This window comes from Paracoccus onubensis, from assembly GCF_003591515.1.
GTDB lineage: Bacteria > Pseudomonadota > Alphaproteobacteria > Rhodobacterales > Rhodobacteraceae > Paracoccus > Paracoccus onubensis.
On record NZ_QZCG01000013.1, the window covers coordinates 1 to 15,069 of the forward strand.

At 60.7% G+C, this 15,069-nt stretch carries 17 protein-coding genes; 6 read left to right on the forward strand and 11 right to left on the reverse strand.

Annotated features, from left to right (window positions below):
• The 3 genes from D3P04_RS17470 to D3P04_RS17480 form a co-directional block, all read right to left on the reverse strand.
• Positions 1-620 (reverse strand): lysophospholipid acyltransferase family protein (locus D3P04_RS17470; RefSeq protein ID WP_147391955.1); only part of this gene is annotated, 620 nt, incomplete at its 3' end.
• Complete coding sequence (locus D3P04_RS17475) at positions 617-1,507, reverse strand: cell division protein FtsX (protein WP_182912924.1); 891 nt, start codon at positions 1,505-1,507, stop codon at positions 617-619. The genes D3P04_RS17475 and D3P04_RS17470, both read right to left, overlap by 4 nt.
• A 35-nt stretch (positions 1,508-1,542) precedes the next feature.
• Positions 1,543-2,217, reverse strand: a complete 675-nt coding sequence (locus D3P04_RS17480) for a cell division ATP-binding protein FtsE (RefSeq protein ID WP_119751147.1) — start codon at positions 2,215-2,217, stop codon at positions 1,543-1,545.
• A 90-nt stretch (positions 2,218-2,307) separates the two neighbouring features.
• Here D3P04_RS17480 and D3P04_RS17485 point away from each other — a divergent pair, with 90 nt between their 5' ends.
• Positions 2,308-3,093 carry a zinc-ribbon domain-containing protein gene (locus D3P04_RS17485; protein ID WP_182912913.1) on the forward strand — a complete coding sequence of 262 codons (786 nt, stop codon included), beginning with the start codon at positions 2,308-2,310 and terminating at the stop codon, positions 3,091-3,093.
• A 25-nt stretch (positions 3,094-3,118) separates the two neighbouring features.
• On the opposite strand, the gene D3P04_RS17490 is transcribed toward D3P04_RS17485, so the two are convergent.
• The 4 genes from D3P04_RS17490 to argH all read right to left on the reverse strand — a co-directional run bounded on the left by D3P04_RS17490 (position 3,119) and on the right by argH (position 8,470).
• Positions 3,119-5,605: a DUF4175 domain-containing protein gene (locus D3P04_RS17490; protein WP_232845067.1), complete on the reverse strand. Its 2,487-nt coding sequence runs from the start codon at positions 5,603-5,605 to the stop codon at positions 3,119-3,121.
• A gap of 65 nt (positions 5,606-5,670) precedes the next feature.
• Positions 5,671-6,936, reverse strand: coding sequence for a diaminopimelate decarboxylase (lysA, locus tag D3P04_RS17495; protein ID WP_119751148.1), 1,266 nt, complete (start codon positions 6,934-6,936; stop codon positions 5,671-5,673).
• A complete protein-coding gene (locus D3P04_RS23435) occupies positions 6,936-7,076 on the reverse strand; it encodes a hypothetical protein (protein WP_182912914.1) in 141 nt (46 codons plus the stop codon). The genes lysA and D3P04_RS23435 overlap by 1 nt, the downstream gene beginning before the upstream one ends.
• Positions 7,073-8,470, reverse strand: a complete 1,398-nt coding sequence (gene argH / locus D3P04_RS17500) for an argininosuccinate lyase (protein ID WP_119751150.1) — start codon at positions 8,468-8,470, stop codon at positions 7,073-7,075. Before argH ends, D3P04_RS23435 begins: the two co-directional genes overlap by 4 nt.
• Before the next feature lie 21 nt (positions 8,471-8,491).
• On the opposite strand from argH, the gene D3P04_RS17505 reads away from it, so the two are divergent.
• Positions 8,492-9,040, forward strand: a complete 549-nt coding sequence (locus D3P04_RS17505; protein WP_119751152.1) for a TlpA disulfide reductase family protein — start codon at positions 8,492-8,494, stop codon at positions 9,038-9,040.
• On the opposite strand, the gene D3P04_RS17510 is transcribed toward D3P04_RS17505, so the two are convergent.
• Positions 9,015-9,593: a DNA-3-methyladenine glycosylase I gene (locus D3P04_RS17510; protein WP_119751154.1), complete on the reverse strand. Its 579-nt coding sequence runs from the start codon at positions 9,591-9,593 to the stop codon at positions 9,015-9,017. The two genes, D3P04_RS17505 and D3P04_RS17510, sit on opposite strands and share 26 nt — an antisense overlap.
• A 98-nt stretch (positions 9,594-9,691) precedes the next feature.
• Here D3P04_RS17510 and D3P04_RS17515 point away from each other — a divergent pair, with 98 nt between their 5' ends.
• The 3 genes from D3P04_RS17515 (at position 9,692) to phbB (ending at position 12,622) form a co-directional block, all read left to right on the forward strand.
• Positions 9,692-10,507 (forward strand): EAL domain-containing protein, encoded by an 816-nt coding sequence (locus D3P04_RS17515; protein ID WP_232845068.1) that lies wholly within the window; start codon positions 9,692-9,694, stop codon positions 10,505-10,507.
• Positions 10,508-10,634: 127 nt separating this feature from the next.
• Complete coding sequence (locus D3P04_RS17520) at positions 10,635-11,807, forward strand: acetyl-CoA C-acetyltransferase (RefSeq protein ID WP_119751158.1); 1,173 nt, start codon at positions 10,635-10,637, stop codon at positions 11,805-11,807.
• A gap of 89 nt (positions 11,808-11,896) precedes the next feature.
• Entirely contained in the window at positions 11,897-12,622 is a 726-nt protein-coding gene (phbB, locus tag D3P04_RS17525; protein WP_119751160.1) for an acetoacetyl-CoA reductase, read from the forward strand.
• Positions 12,623-12,713: 91 nt separating this feature from the next.
• Here the strand turns inward: phbB and D3P04_RS17530 are convergent, their stop codons facing one another.
• From D3P04_RS17530 to D3P04_RS17540, 3 genes are read right to left on the reverse strand one after another with little or no spacing between them, the layout of a single operon-like run.
• Entirely contained in the window at positions 12,714-12,878 is a 165-nt protein-coding gene (locus tag D3P04_RS17530; RefSeq protein ID WP_119751162.1) for a YdcH family protein, read from the reverse strand.
• 59 nt (positions 12,879-12,937) lie between these two features.
• Complete coding sequence (locus D3P04_RS17535) at positions 12,938-13,696, reverse strand: tRNA1(Val) (adenine(37)-N6)-methyltransferase (RefSeq protein ID WP_119751163.1); 759 nt, start codon at positions 13,694-13,696, stop codon at positions 12,938-12,940.
• Complete coding sequence (locus tag D3P04_RS17540) at positions 13,689-13,898, reverse strand: putative signal transducing protein (protein ID WP_119751300.1); 210 nt, start codon at positions 13,896-13,898, stop codon at positions 13,689-13,691. The genes D3P04_RS17535 and D3P04_RS17540 overlap by 8 nt, the downstream gene beginning before the upstream one ends.
• A 75-nt stretch (positions 13,899-13,973) precedes the next feature.
• Here D3P04_RS17540 and D3P04_RS17545 point away from each other — a divergent pair, with 75 nt between their 5' ends.
• Positions 13,974-14,975 carry a polyprenyl synthetase family protein gene (locus tag D3P04_RS17545; protein ID WP_119751301.1) on the forward strand — a complete coding sequence of 334 codons (1,002 nt, stop codon included), beginning with the start codon at positions 13,974-13,976 and terminating at the stop codon, positions 14,973-14,975.
• Positions 14,976-15,069: the final 94 nt, after the last annotated feature.

Genomic DNA, 15,069 nt, shown 5'->3' on the forward strand with positions numbered 1-15,069 from the left:
CCCCGCGGCCAGAACAAACCCGCGTTCACCGCCACCGGAACCACCGGCAAACCTGTCGCCGCGCGAATCGTACCAACGCCGTGCTTGTAGCTTCGGCGCTCTCCGGGCCGTGTGCGTGTGCCTTCGGGATAAATGATCAATTGTCCAAGCCCCTCTTCTGCAATCCGCCGATTGATCGTGCTGCCGATGGCGCGCATCGCATCGCGCCCCCGCGTCCGATCAATCGGGATGCAGCCGACCTTATAGGCATACCAGCCCATGACCGGCACCCGCATCACCTCGCGTTTCATAATGAAATTCCGCTCGGGGACGGCATGTGCGATGGCAAGGATGTCAAGAAAGCACTGATGCTTTGCCGCAACGATACAATCGCCTGTCGGCGGTGTGCCCCGCACCTCGCAAGACACTCCCATATGCAGCTTTGCCGCCCAGAGAACATAGCCGATCCAACCCGTCGCCACCCGGTTCGCGCCAGCCCGGCCATGCCGTATGACCCGCAAGATACCAACGGCCCCCATCAGCAGAGTCGCCACACTTACATGCAGATAGAACAGCGCATTCTGCAGATATTGCCACGGCCCCAACCTCCCCGGCACGGGGGAATCGGCATGGCGACTCATCTGACCGATTCCAGCATTTTCAGCGCCGCCCAGCGGGTTGCGAAGAAACCCACCACGGCCGCCACCAGCGGAACAAGAAACGGCAAAAGCCAGCTCCAGCCCGAAAAGCCAAGCCCGGTCAGAAAGCCTCCCGCCGCCTGCATATCGGGCAGCAGAGCAATCGCCGCCATGCCCAGCACGGTGCCGACGGCCGCGCCAATTGCCGCCCGATGGGTAAAGCGGCGCACAAAGGCGATGGCAATGGTGATGTCACGCGCTCCGATCAGCCGCAGGACCTGTATCACCTGGCCATTCGCAGCCAGTGCCGCCTTTGCGGCCAGGGTGATCATCGCCGCCGAGGCAGCCGTGATCAGCACCAGTGAGATGATGCCCAGCACCTGCAACCGGTTCGCAGCCGAAACCAGGGGGCGGCGCCATTCCGTATGATCATCCAGCACCGCGCCGGGTGCCTCACCCTCCAATCGAAGCCGAAGACCCTCGGCATCGAAATCCGTGCCCGTAATCGGCAATTCGATCAGATCTGGCACCGGCAGCGCGTCGATCGGCATATCCGGGCCGAACCACGGCGTCAGCAATGCCCCCACCTCATCCTGATCCAGAAGCCGGGGCTGCCCCGCGCCGGGTGTCGTCTGAAGGATGTCCAGCACGGATTGCGTCAAAGCCTCCTGTTCTTGCTGCTGACCGCTGACCCGAACAGTCACCGATTGGGAAAGTTCGGACGCCCATCGATCGGCAAGACGTTCGGTCGCAAGTGCAAGCGCAAGCGCGAAAACTGCCAGAAACGCCATGGCCCCGGCGGAAAACAACGTCAGATGCGCGGTAAAGCCTGTCGGCGGCACGATACGGTTCGCCGCACCTCCGTCACGCCCGATCAAGCCCTGCCACAGTGCCTTGAGTTTCAGCGCTCGGAATTCGCTCTGCCTCACAGTTCCGCCCCCGCAAGTTGCAACCCACCGCCCGCGATCCGCAGGACTCGTGCCGAGACCTGCGCCTTGACGGCACGTATGAGATTCAGGTCATGGGTGGCGACCAGCACTGCCTTGCCGGTCTTGTTCAATTCCACAAGCAACTGCATCAACCGCATCGACATGTCCCAATCCAGATTGCCCGTCGGCTCATCCGCAAGCACGACATCGGGCGACAGGATGACCGCCCGCGCGAGCGCCGCCCTCTGTCGCTCGCCGCCCGAGAGGGAGGGCGGCAAAGCCCGGGCATGTTGCGAAAGCTGGACCCAGCCCAGAAGATCGCGCATCGCCTCGATATCCGCGGGCTGCCCGGAAACGCTTAACGGCAGGGCAACATTTTCCGCGACAGGCAGATGGTCCAGAAACTGGGTATCCTGATGCACCACGCCCACCCGGCGGCGCAGCATGGCGATGCCGTCACGCGAAAGCCCTGCGACGTCTTGCCCGAAAACGCTCAGCTTCCCGCTGCTGGGCAGCAGATCGGCGTAACACAGCCGCAGAAGCGTGGTCTTGCCCGATCCCGAGGGACCCGTCAGGAAATGGAACATGCCCGGCTGCAAGCTCATCGTCATTCCCGACAACAGTTCGGAGCCCGCGCGATAGCCAAAGCTCACATCCTGCATCTCGATCAAGCGCACTCTCCTGTATCTGTCCCTCAGCGCGGCTTGGAAGCCAGCCCCGCGCTTGATAGAACAGGCAGACGACGAATGCGAGAGGGCGACATGGGTGAAATAAGGCTGCAATGTCCGGAATGCGGAACCGAGTACCACCTGCCCGAAGGAGTGATCCCAAAGGAGGGCCGGCAAGTCGAATGCACGTCTTGCGATCATGTCTGGCTGGCCATTGCGGAAAAACGCGACTCTCCAGACAGTTCCGAAGACATGACCGTCAGCACCGGACAATTGGATGAAGGCGATAAATCAGGCATTATCCGCTATGCCGCGCCGCGTGGCTCCGATTCCGGCGAAACGGAAGCGGTCAATCCATCCGGCGATTTCGAAACGCCCCCACTGGCTCGCCGTATCCCCGAAAGCGTTCTGAATATCCTGCGCGAAGAGGTCGAATTCGAAAGGCGTGCCCGTCGGGCGGAGATCACGGAAAATTCATCAGATCAGCCGGATCACGACTGGCCCGCCACAACCATAACCGATGCTGGCCCCACCCCGGATATCCGCGATCTTCCTCACAGCATCCCGCTTGACGACCCGCAGCCGGAACAGCTGCCTGAACCCGTTGCTCCATCCGCCGGGATTGCGGCCATCTCCACCGCTCCGGCCGAGTCTGGCGGGACAACCATCGCAAGAAAACGCGCGCAGAATGGTGGTTATCTCACCGGGTTCGGAACCGCATTGGCTGTCGCCGCTGTGGCTTTCGGGCTTTATGTCATTGCACCGGATTTCGCGGATAATGATCGTTTCGGCGCACAGCTTTCACAATACCGCGAAATGGTCGATACCGGACGGGACTGGCTTCAGACCCAGACGTCCAGGCTGACACAAAGCAATTGATCCGGCGTCAATCGGGCCGCCCGGATTAGAATCGATCCAGCAACCGCTCCAGATAATCCCGCTCGGCGCGCGGCCGTTCCTGATCGCCGCTGCGGCGCCGGATTTCATCAAGCAGGCTACGCGCCCGCGCCGCCGGATCGATGTCGCCCTCCGCCAGACGACCATCGGGCGTGGTGACGTTCCCGTTACTTGATTGCTCACGCCCGAGCGGATCCAGCATGCTTTGTCCCTGGCGGGAATCGGATTGACCACTTCGCCTCTGCTCACCCTCTGGCGCAGCGGATTGCGATCCCGACCCTTCCTGACCACGATCCGAATCGTCCCCTGTACGCCGCTGCTCGTCTTGCCCAAGCATATCGCCCAGGGCGCGCATCCCCTCCCGCATGGACTGGATCGCATCGGCCTGCCGCTGCATCGCCCCGCCCGGATCGCCATTGCGCAAAGATTCCTCGGCATCTTCCATGGCACGACCGGCATCATCCAGACGCTGGCGCGCGTCGTCCCCCTGCTGCGTTCCTTCGCCCGGCAGAAGACCACGTTGCTGGCCCAGTTCCTCGCGCAATTCACGCTGACGCTGCGCCAGTTCTTCCGAATTACCCGAGGATTCCCCCTCGCCCTGACCGAATTGCTCCTGCATCTCGCGGAAGGCTTCGTCGGACAGGCGCTGCTGCTCACGCAAAGTATCTGCAAGACCATTCATCGAGCGATTGCCCTGCCCGTCCGACGACCCGTTCGGATCCCCGTCATTCGTGACTTGCAGATTTTCCATCATGCGGTTGAACTGTTCCAGCAATTGCTGGGCTTCCGCCATACGGCCCTCATTCATGAGCCGCTGGATCTCATCCATCATCTGCTGGATCTGATCGCCGGTGATCTGCTGCCGTTCCTGATTCTTGGTGAATCTTTCCGCCGGATCGGCTTTCCCCTGCTCGGCCAGCATCTGGGTATAGGCGTCGGTCGCCTCTTTCAGCTCATTCATCAGCCGCTGGACCTCGTCCGGGCTGGCGCCATTGCGGATCGCTTCGGACAGCTTTTCCTGCGCCTGCTTCATTCGCTCCAAGGCATCGGCCAGCCCGCCATCCTCAAGCTGCACCGCCGCTTTCCATAAAGCCTCGGCCAGCTTGTCACGCTCGGCCTCATCCAGTGGTCCGGCTTCCAGAATCCTGACCGCGCCGCGCAATTGCAAGTATAGCCCCTCTTCCACAAAGCCCTGAGGCTGCCAGGTCACGGCACGCAATATTTCGGCACTGCGTTTCGCATTCTCTCGCGACCACAGCAGATCGCGGCGAATCTCGATCAGGGCCGCAGCCAGCGGATCGAAGAACCGCCGTCCCGGCAGCACCATCGACTCCGGCTCGGCCGTTCCCTCCTGCCCGATCCCATCGACGGCCTGCAAGCTCAGGCGAACAGGCAGATTGGCCCATGGGTGGCGCGAGAGATCCTCGACCAGTTGCCCGCTCATCCGGGACGGATCCGCTGAACGCGGAAGAGGAAGTTCAAGCGCGATGGCTTCGCGTGGCTCGGGCTCGGCAGCCAAACCATATTGCCGCGACACATTTTCTATATCCAGCGATATCAGAGCTTTGGCGGAAACAACTCCATGATCGTCCTCGGCCTCGAAAGGCTGAACCATACGGCCATCGGCGCGCCGGGATGCGGAATCGCCTGCACGAATGACCGGCGGCTGATCCGGCAGAATGGTAACGTCGAAACGCCGCCCGGCAATCTCGAAGGTGCCGGATTTTTCCGCCGTGATGTCACCGGCTCGAATTTCATCCCCCAACGCCGCTCCGATATCCTGTGTAACCTGTGACTCCTCATCATACAGGCGGAAGCTGATCACCGAGCCCTTGGGCAATGTCAGCATTTCGCCCTCGGGCAGCGCGTTCAGGTAGATCGTCGGACGACGGGTATAATCGGGCGGTTTGGCCCAGCCTTCCCATGTCGGGCCGCTTGCCATACCGTCCGCCTGCCCGGCCGGGCGGCTGATCGTCGCTGCAAGGGCCGAGATCCCCTGCCCCATCTGCTCGGTACCGCCGAAGATCAGCGCCATGACCAAAGCGACCAGGGCGGCAAGCCGCAGCGCGTAGGGATCGCGCCGTGTCAGCCCTGCATCGGGGCGTACCGCCCGCGCCACCGCCGCCCGTTCCTGCATCTGCGTCAGATGCGCCTGCCAAAGCTCCCCCTCGCCGCCGATCGCGGCCCGATCCCGCAATGCGGTCAGAGGACGTCCGGGCAAGGTCCGGTCCAGCCGCTCGACTGCCTCGGTTTCGCGCACATGCCGATATCGCAGCCCGCCCCAGATCGCGGCAGCCAGCAAGGCGATCAGCGCGCCCCCCACCAGCCAAAGCAGGCCCGGAACCGGCATAGCCGCCACACCCCCAAAGGCGAAGACCGCGAAGAAACAGGCCAGCAGCCCGGCCAGAGGCCAGAAGGCGCGTGCCGCCCGCTCCCATATCATGCCAAGCCGGGTCAGGCGCAAAGCGCGGCCGATCCGACCTTTCTTCTTCATCCAAATATCCCGGGGGTCCGCGGGCAGCGCCCCCGCCTTGGTTCTTTCTTGCTTCCTGTGACGCCTCAGAGCCATGAGGGGATGCTATCGCGCGCCAGCATTTCCTCAAATGTCGGTCTTGCCCTGATGACGGCGAATTGATCGCCTTTCACCAGTACCTCAGGGACCAGAGGGCGCGAATTATATTCCGATGCCATCACCGCCCCATAGGCTCCGGCAGAACGGAATGCGACCAGATCGCCCCCGGCCAAAGCCGGAAGCTCAACCCCTTTCCGGAAGGTATCGCCAGTTTCGCAGATCGGCCCGACCACGTCGAAGGCCTGCAATTCCTCGCCCAAAGCGGGCTCCGCAACCGGTACGATATCGTGATAGGCGCTATACATCGCCGGACGCAGCAGGTCGTTCATGGCGGCATCCACGATCAGGAAATCCCGCCCCTCGCCCTCTTTCAGATAAATCACGCTCGCCAGCAGAATTCCGGCATTGCCGACGATGTTCCGTCCCGGCTCGATCTCGATCTCGCAACCCAGATCGCCCACCGTCTCGCGAATCACCTGCCCGAATTCAATGGGCAGCGGCGGAGCGTTATTGTCGCGGCGATAGGGGATCCCCAGCCCACCCCCAAGATCCAGCCGGGAAATCGCGTGGCCATCGGCCCGCAGAACGCGAGTCAGTTCCGCGACCTTTCCGTAAGCCTGACGATAAGGTTCCAGATCGGTCAGTTGGCTGCCGATATGCACGTCGACGCCCAGCACCCGCAGCCCGGGAAGCTCTGCCGCCTCGGCATAGACCTGCCGCGCCCTGGCAATCGGGATCCCGAACTTGTTTTCCGATTTTCCGGTGGCGATCTTCTCATGCGTTTTTGCATCCACATCCGGATTCACCCGAATGGCTACGGGCACCTCGGCCCCCATCGATACGGCAAGCTCGGACAAGGCCCGCATCTCGGGTTCGCTCTCGATATTGAACTGACGGATACCGCCTTCGATGGCCTGCCGCATCTCGATCAGGGTCTTGCCCACGCCCGAGAACACGATCCGTTCACCCGGCACGCCCGCTGCCCGGGCGCGCGCATATTCTCCCCCCGAGACGACATCCATGCCCGCGCCCAGATCACCCATCAGTTTCAGCACGGCAAGATTGGAATTCGCCTTGACCGCAAAACAGACAAGGTGATCGGTCCAGTCCAGCGCCTGCCGGAACAGGCCGAAATGCCGGGTCAGGGTCGCGGTGGAATAAACATAGACCGGCGTGCCGACCTGTTCCGCAATCCGGTGCAGCGGCACCTCTTCGGCATGGAGTTCGCCGTCATGATAGTTGAAATGATCCATCAGAGATCTGTGACCGTGCCAACCGTTGCATAACCGGACACCGTCACGCCCGAATGTGATTGCGCGGCCGGTCTTTCGGGCGGGCCGTCCACCCCGCAGGCAGCGACTGCGGCAATCGCCAGAAATGCCAGGATTCTCATGCCAGTTTCTCCTTCCAGCGTGCAATTTGCGCCCGCACCTGATCGGGGGCCGTCCCGCCATAGCTTTGACGCGAGGCGACCGAATTGTGAACACCCAAAACGGAATAGACCGATTGGTTGATCCCGGCATGAACAGACTGCATCTCGGTCAGCGACAAATCATCAAGATCGCAGCCCTTCGCTTCGGCCATTGCCACCAGTGAACCGGTGACATGATGCGCATCGCGAAACGGCAAACCGGCCTCGCGCACCAGCCAGTCGGCAAGATCGGTCGCGGTCGAGAAACCGCTTGATGCCGCCGCCTCCATGTTCGCGCGATTGGCGGTCAGGTCGGAAAGCATCCCGCCCATCGCAGCCAAAGCCAGCAGCAGATGGTCGGCAGCATCAAAGACCTGTTCCTTGTCTTCCTGCATGTCCTTGGAATAGGCGAGCGGAAGCCCTTTCATCACCGTGAACAGTGCCACCGTCGCGCCCAGAATCCGCCCGATCTTGGCGCGGATCAGTTCGGCGGCATCCGGGTTGCGCTTTTGCGGCATGATGCTGGAACCGGTAGACCACTTGTCCGACATCGACACAAAGCGGAACTGCGCCGAGGACCAGATCACCAGCTCCTCCGCCAGGCGCGACAGATGAACGGCGCAGATCGACGACGCCGACAGGAATTCCAGCGCGAAATCCCGGTCGCTCACCGCATCGAGGCTGTTGGCCATCGGACGGTCGAAGCCCAGCGCCTTTGCCGTTGCTTCCCGGTCAAGGGGATAGCCGGTACCCGCCAGCGCCGCCGCCCCAAGAGGCGATTCGTTCATCCGGCGACGCGCATCCTCAAAACGGGACACGTCGCGCCCGAACATTTCGACATAGGCCATCATATGATGGCCCCATGTCACCGGCTGCGCGGTCTGCAGATGGGTAAAGCCGGGCATGACCCAATCCGCGCCCGCCTCCGCCTGCGACAAAGCCGCGCGGATCAGCGCGTGCAGCCCCTCGGTCGCGGCATCGCATTGATCGCGCACCCACAGCCGGAAATCCGTCGCCACCTGATCATTGCGCGAACGCCCGGTATGCAGACGGCCGGCGGGTTCGCCGATCAGATCCTTCAGCCGCGCCTCGACATTCATGTGAATATCCTCAAGCGCGGTGCTGAAAGGAAAATTCCCGGCCTCAATCTCTGACAAGACCGTGAGAAGCCCTTCCCCGATCGCGGTTGCATCGTTATCGCTGATGATGCCTTGTGCTGCCAGCATGGCGGCATGGGCCCGGCTGCCCCGGATATCCTGGGCGTAGAGTCGCCGGTCGAATCCGATCGAGGCGTTGATCGCCTCCATGATCGCGTCCGGCCCGGAGGCGAAGCGCCCGCCCCACATGCTGTTGGCGGCATCCTTGCGGTCGGTCATTGTCAGTCCTTCGGAGGTCAAATGCTGCGTTCCATCCTGCTTTATACGGCACTGGTTTTAGGTGCAAATGGCGCAATCGCCGGAGAAGTCGACTGGCAAGCCGCCAAGGATGGCGGGCTGGTCAAACTGGTCCCAAGCGAGGATGCCGCACCGCTGCCCGAGACCACATTCGCCGATCCGGATGGCAATGAACACAGTCTTGCCGATTACGAAGGCAAGGTCGTGCTGCTGAATTTCTGGGCCACATGGTGCGCCCCATGCCGCGAGGAGATGCCCGCGCTGGACGCTCTGCAATCCGAACTCGGCGGCGGGGATTTTCAGGTCGTGACCATTGCGACAGGCCGGAATCCACCTGAAAAGATTGATGATTTTTTCAAGGAGACCGGTGTCGAGAACCTTCCCGTTCTGCTGGATCCCAAGCAGAAACTGTCGCGCGAGATGGGCGTCGTCGGCCTGCCTGTCTCGGTTCTGATCGATCGCAACGGCGTCGAGGTTGCGCGGCTTCTGGGCGATGCGGACTGGTCAGGCGAGGCCGCGAAAGAGGTTATCCGGCAACTGACAGCGCCCTGACCGGTGCATGACAGGGGCAATCGGTGACATGGTCGTTCACCATGCCCGTCGCCTGCATGAACGCATAGGTGATCACCGGGCCGCAGAAATTGAAGCCACGCTTTTTCAGTGCCTTGGACATATTCAGGGATTCGACCGTATCGGTCGGCACGTCAGCCAGCGACGCAAAGCCGTTTTGAATCGGGCTACCGCCCACAAAGGACCACAGAAAGGGTGAAAAGCCTTCGCGCTCCTCGATCTCCAGAAAAAGCCTCGCGCCTCGCACAGTCGCGGCGATCTTGCCGCGATGACGGATGATTCCGGGATTCGCCAATGCCTTCTCGATCCGGGCCTCGTCCCAGCGCGCCACGCGCTCGGGGTCGAAACCGTCGAATTCCTCGCGGAAATTCTCGCGCTTGCGCAGAATGGTGATCCAGCTCAGGCCCGCCTGAAACCCGTCCAGAACCAGCTTTTCCCATAAGGCTCGGCCGTCATATTCGGGCACTCCCCATTCGGTATCGTGATAGGCGACATAAAGCGGATCCTCCCCGCACCAGCCACATCTCTTGTTCATATATTGTTTACTCCGAGTCCAGATTTTCTGCCCATAGGCACGAAATTACGCAATCATAACAGGAATTCAAAGTAACCCACCCGATTGATGAGGCCGATGTGAGCGATACGATCAACCGCGATGATTCACCGCTGAATTATGTGATCAGCCAGCAAAGCCGCTTGACCCTTTCCTCGGTCCGCGACGCGGTCGAGCGTGGCAAGGGCTTTTTGGCCTTTCAGCCGATTGTACAGGCAAGACAATCACAACGCATCGCCTATTACGAGGGGTTGATCAGGGTTGCGGACGAGACGGGTCGTATCGTGCCTTTGAAGGATTTCATGCCTTATGCGGAAACCACCGAATTGGGCAGGCAGATCGATTGCCTTGCCCTCTCGCTGGGCCTGCAAGCATTGGAAGAAGAGCCTGCGTTACGGCTTGCGATCAACATGTCGGCCCGATCGATCGGCCACCCCGAATGGAACCGGATCCTATACGAGGGAGTCCGGCGCAATCCCCAGACATCAGAGCGGCTGATCCTGGAAATCACCGAAAGCTCGGCAATGGAATTGCCGCAACAGGTCAATAAATTCATGCGCGAAATCCAGCAATACGGAGTCAGCCTGGCTTTGGATGATTTCGGTGCCGGCTATACGTCCTTTCGCTATTTGCGGGATTTCTGTTTCGATATGGTCAAGATCGACGGCCAATTCGTCCGCAGGATCGCCAAACAACCGGATAATCAGGTTCTGACGCGCGCCCTGCAATCGATCGCATTGCATTTTGACATGTTCACGGTCGCCGAATCGGTCGAAACAGCCGATGATGCCGCGTTCCTGATCGAGTTGGGGGTTGATTGCCTTCAGGGCTTCTATTTTGGCGCGCCGACCCTTGCTCCACCATGGAAAAAGCCTCCCGCGGCCGCGCGGTACTGACGGTAAATTTTGCTGGCATCTCCTGTCCTTCAGTCGAAAGCTTCGCCTCTAGCTTGACGCGATACACTGAAACCGCATTCTAGGAAGAACCGCCGGGATCCCCGGCATTGATCCGAAGGAGCCAGACATGACCAAAGCCGTAATCGTATCCGCCGCCCGCACACCGGTCGGCAGTTTCCTCGGCTCATTCGCAAACATCCCCGCACATGATCTGGGGGCCGCCGTCCTGAAAGAGGTCGTCGCCCGTGCAGGTGTTGATCCCGCGGAAATCAACGAAACCATTCTTGGGCAGGTACTGACCGCCGGACAGGGACAGAACCCTGCACGGCAGGCGCATATCAATGCCGGTCTACCGGTGGAATCCGCGGCTTGGCTGATCAATCAGGTCTGTGGTTCGGGCCTGCGGGCGGTTGCCCTGGCGGCGCAGCAGGTGATTCTGGGCGATGCCGGTATCGTTCTGGCGGGCGGACAGGAAAGCATGTCGCTGGCGCCCCACGCCTCTCATCTGCGGGCCGGTCAGAAGATGGGCGACATGAAGATGCTGGATACCATGATCGTTGACGGGCTATGGGACGCCTTCAACAATTACCATATGGGGCAGACGGCAGAGAATGTGGCCGAACAATGGTCCATCGACCGCGATCAGCAGGACGAATTCGCCGTTGCATCGCAAAACAAGGCCGAAGCCGCGCAAAAAGCCGGTAAGTTCGACGACGAGATCGTCGCATATACCGTCAAGACCCGTAAGGGCGAGATTACCGTGGACAAGGACGAATATATCCGCCACGGCGCCACGCTGGACTCCATGCAGAAGCTGCGCCCGGCCTTCACGCGCGACGGCACTGTCACGGCGGCGAATGCCTCGGGTCTGAATGACGGCGCTGCCGCTGTCATGGTCATGTCCGAAGATGAGGCAAATCGCCGCGGTCTGACTCCGCTGGCACGGATCGCCTCCTATGCCACGGCGGGCCTCGATCCCGCCATCATGGGCACCGGCCCGATTCCGTCCAGCCGCAAGGCGCTTGAGAAAGCGGGATGGAAGGTCGGTGATCTTGACCTGATCGAAGCGAACGAAGCCTTTGCCGCACAGGCCTGTGCCGTGAACAAGGATATGGGCTGGAACCCCGAAATCGTCAATGTGAATGGCGGCGCGATCGCGATCGGCCACCCTATCGGCGCCTCGGGTTGCCGGATTCTGAACACCCTGCTGTTCGAAATGAAGCGCCGCGACGCCAGAAAGGGCCTCGCCACCCTGTGTATCGGCGGCGGCATGGGCGTCGCGATGTGTCTGGAACGGTGACCCGAAAATTCTGCGCGCAATTATCTTGCGCGCAGAAGGTATTTTCGGTAGCAAGATTTTAAACGAGTTGAACAGAAAGTGGGGAGCACATGTCGAGAACGGCGTTGGTCACTGGAGGAACGCGCGGAATTGGCGCAGCTATTTCAAAGGCTTTGAAAGACGCGGGCTATAGCGTTGCCGCCAATTACGCAGGCAATGACGAAGCCGCTGCGAAATTCACCGAGGAAACCGGGATCAAGACCTATAAATGGTCGGTCGCGGATTATGATGCCTGCGCCTCGGGTATCAGACAGGTGGAAGATGAGCTTGGCCCGATTGCCGTGCTGGTGAACAATGCCGGCATTACGCGCGACGCGATGTTCCACAAGATGACCCCTCAGCAATGGAAAGAGGTGATCGACACCAATCTGACCGGGGTATTCAACATGACCCACCCTGTCTGGGGCGGGATGCGCGATCGCAAATTCGGCCGCGTCATCAATATCAGTTCAATCAATGGGCAAAAGGGGCAGGCCGGACAAGCCAATTACTCGGCCGCCAAGGCGGGTGATCTGGGCATTACCAAGGCGCTTGCGCAGGAAGGCGCCCGGGCCGGCATTACCGTCAATGCCATTTGCCCCGGTTATATCGGAACCGAAATGGTTCGGGCCATCGATGAAAAGGTTCTGAATGAACGGATCATCCCGCAGATCCCCGTCGGCCGGCTGGGCGAGCCCGAAGAAATCGCGCGCAGCGTCGTTTTCCTTGCCTCGGATGACGCGGGATTCATCACCGGCTCGACCATCACGGCGAATGGCGGTCAGTTCTTCGTCTGACCCGAAGCGATAGCAGAAAACACATGGCCCGCGCAATTCGCGCGGGCCATCGTTATTTCCATTGTCATTTCAGTCCAACAATTCGGCAGGATCAGTGCGACAGCCGGGAAATCTCTTCCTTGAGGCGCAGCTTTTCACGTTTCATCTCAACAATCTCAAGATCATTACTCCCCGGCCTTTTTTGTGCCTTTTCAACAGCATCCGAGAGCATTTGATGTTTCTTGCGAAGTTCTTCAACGTGGGAAGCAACCGACATCGCGTCCTCCTATATATGTGTAGCGAACATTCCGATTGCAGCACAGAACATCGATTCTGTCACGAATCTTTCGCATCATCCCAAAGGATCGCTTTACCTTCGCGGAGAACTGCCGAAGCCGCCGCGGAAAAATCCTCCCCATCCCGCAAATGCCTGGACGCGTCATGCATGATGAACGGGGCGAGCAGCCGCAGCGGCGTGCGCGATTCCTTACGCGCGGTCAGGATGATTCGCCCGGCGTCGTGCCCTGCCCGGGCGGCAATCGGCAATATCGCGATTGCTCCGGCACGCCCATGCAAGGCAGTCAGAAGCGTTTCCAACCGGTCGGCCCGCTGAATGACCGTCAGCCCCCCTCTGGGACGCAGGCGCCGCAAACCGGCGTCGATCCAGACCTCCAGCGGAGTGACCTCTTGCCGCGCGGCGCTGCGCCCGGCATCGGAAGCCTCCGTGCCGGCCCTGAAATAGGGAGGGTTGGCGATAACGTGATCATAGCTTTCCTGCCGCAATTCTGACGGCATCCGGGAAAGATCGCCGGTCACGACATGCAGACCGATCCCATTTGCACGGGCATTCCGCAGCGCCAGATTGGCGTAGTTCGCTTGCTGTTCCAGCCCGCTCAGGTGAAGTAAAGGCACCCGCCAGCCCAGGCACAGACTCGCAACCCCGGCCCCGCAGCCAAGTTCCAGCACGCTGTCGCCCGGTTTCGCCGGACAGGCCGCCGCCAGCATCACCGCATCGGCGCCCGAACGATACCCATGCACAGGCTGAAGAATGGTCAGCCGCCCGCCAAGGAAACCGTCTTCCCGGAGGTCACTCATCCAGCCCTACATCGCGCAGAATACTGCGGGCCATGAATTCGTCGCGATCCGCGACCATGATCCGTCGGGGAAGGATTCCGATCGAGCCATCCAATATGCTCATATGCCCGTCCATTTCGAAGGCAATTATACCTTCTTTCTCCAACAGGCTGACGGCACTGGAAATTCTCACGGGATCGTTGCTGCGAAACAGTTCTTTCATCGTTAAAATCATATGTTGCGGTTGCGCAATTGTCGATAGCATGGCAATGCGTTCGCCCAGAAACGGGGAATGGTCATGGGCGTGAACGAAAACGTTCTTAAACCGCTGGATCGTCTGGCGTCCGAGCTGTCGGCCGAGATGGAGTCCGTCAACGCGTTGATCCGCGCACGGATGTCCAGCCGCCATGCGCCGCGCATCCCCGAGGTCACCGCCCATCTGATCGAGGCCGGGGGCAAGCGGTTGCGCCCCATGCTGACTTTGGCGGCGGCGAAGCTGCTGGATTATCCGGGCGCGTACCATATCCATCTGGCAGCCACCGTGGAATTCATCCACACCGCCACTTTGCTGCATGACGATGTCGTCGATGAGAGCCGGCAACGGCGCGGGCGGCCCACCGCCAATCTGCTATGGGACAACAAATCCTCGGTGTTGGTCGGCGATTACCTCTTTGCCCGCAGCTTCCAATTGATGGTTGAACCGGGCAACCTGCGCACATTGGAAATCCTTGCCAATGCCAGCGCCACCATTGCCGAGGGTGAGGTGCTGCAACTCACCGCCGCACAGGATCTGAAAACCGATGAATCGGTCTATCTTCAGGTGATCCGCGGCAAGACCGCCGCGCTGTTCTCGGCCGCGACCAAGGTCGGCGGCGTGATCGCGAACGCTCCGGAACAGCAGGTCGAGGCGTTATTCGATTATGGCGATGCTCTGGGGATCGCCTTTCAGATCGTCGATGATCTTCTGGATTACGGCGGTGCGACAGAAACCATCGGCAAGAATATCGGCGATGATTTCCGTGAACGCAAACTGACACTGCCGGTCATCAAGGCGGTTGCGCAGGCCGATAATGAAGAACGGGCCTTCTGGTCACGCTGCATCGAAAAGGGCGATCAGCACGAGGGCGATCTGGAACATGCCCTGACCCTGCTAAGCCGGCATGGTGCGATGGATGCCGCGCGCGCCGATGCACTCGCATGGGCAGAACGCGCCAAATCAGCACTCGCCCCGCTGCCCGGCCATCCCATTCGTGAAATGCTGTCGGATCTGGCGGATTTCGTCGTCAGCCGGGTTGCCTGATATCCTTTCGGACTGATCGCGCAATTTATCTGTGGATCTGTTCGGGATGTCATCCGCAAACCCCAAGAGCGGACCGGTCTCCCGGCCCGCCCCC

What these genes read in the sequence shown, in the direction of transcription:
- D3P04_RS17520 (WP_119751158.1), top strand. Translation starts at nt 10,635, where the DNA reads ATGACCAAAGCCGTAATCGTATCCGCCGCCCGCACACCGGTCGGCAGT.
- D3P04_RS17510 (WP_119751154.1), bottom strand. Translation starts at nt 9,593, where the DNA reads ATGAACAAGAGATGTGGCTGGTGCGGGGAGGATCCGCTTTATGTCGCC.
- phbB (WP_119751160.1), top strand. Translation starts at nt 11,897, where the DNA reads ATGTCGAGAACGGCGTTGGTCACTGGAGGAACGCGCGGAATTGGCGCA.
- D3P04_RS17490 (WP_232845067.1), bottom strand. Translation starts at nt 5,605, where the DNA reads ATGAAGAAGAAAGGTCGGATCGGCCGCGCTTTGCGCCTGACCCGGCTT.
- D3P04_RS23435 (WP_182912914.1), bottom strand. Translation starts at nt 7,076, where the DNA reads ATGAGAATCCTGGCATTTCTGGCGATTGCCGCAGTCGCTGCCTGCGGG.
- D3P04_RS17505 (WP_119751152.1), top strand. Translation starts at nt 8,492, where the DNA reads ATGCTGCGTTCCATCCTGCTTTATACGGCACTGGTTTTAGGTGCAAAT.
- argH (WP_119751150.1), bottom strand. Translation starts at nt 8,470, where the DNA reads ATGACCGACCGCAAGGATGCCGCCAACAGCATGTGGGGCGGGCGCTTC.
- D3P04_RS17540 (WP_119751300.1), bottom strand. Translation starts at nt 13,898, where the DNA reads ATGAAAGAACTGTTTCGCAGCAACGATCCCGTGAGAATTTCCAGTGCC.
- D3P04_RS17485 (WP_182912913.1), top strand. Translation starts at nt 2,308, where the DNA reads ATGGGTGAAATAAGGCTGCAATGTCCGGAATGCGGAACCGAGTACCAC.
- lysA (WP_119751148.1), bottom strand. Translation starts at nt 6,936, where the DNA reads ATGGATCATTTCAACTATCATGACGGCGAACTCCATGCCGAAGAGGTG.
- D3P04_RS17530 (WP_119751162.1), bottom strand. Translation starts at nt 12,878, where the DNA reads ATGTCGGTTGCTTCCCACGTTGAAGAACTTCGCAAGAAACATCAAATG.
- D3P04_RS17545 (WP_119751301.1), top strand. Translation starts at nt 13,974, where the DNA reads ATGGGCGTGAACGAAAACGTTCTTAAACCGCTGGATCGTCTGGCGTCC.
- D3P04_RS17535 (WP_119751163.1), bottom strand. Translation starts at nt 13,696, where the DNA reads ATGAGTGACCTCCGGGAAGACGGTTTCCTTGGCGGGCGGCTGACCATT.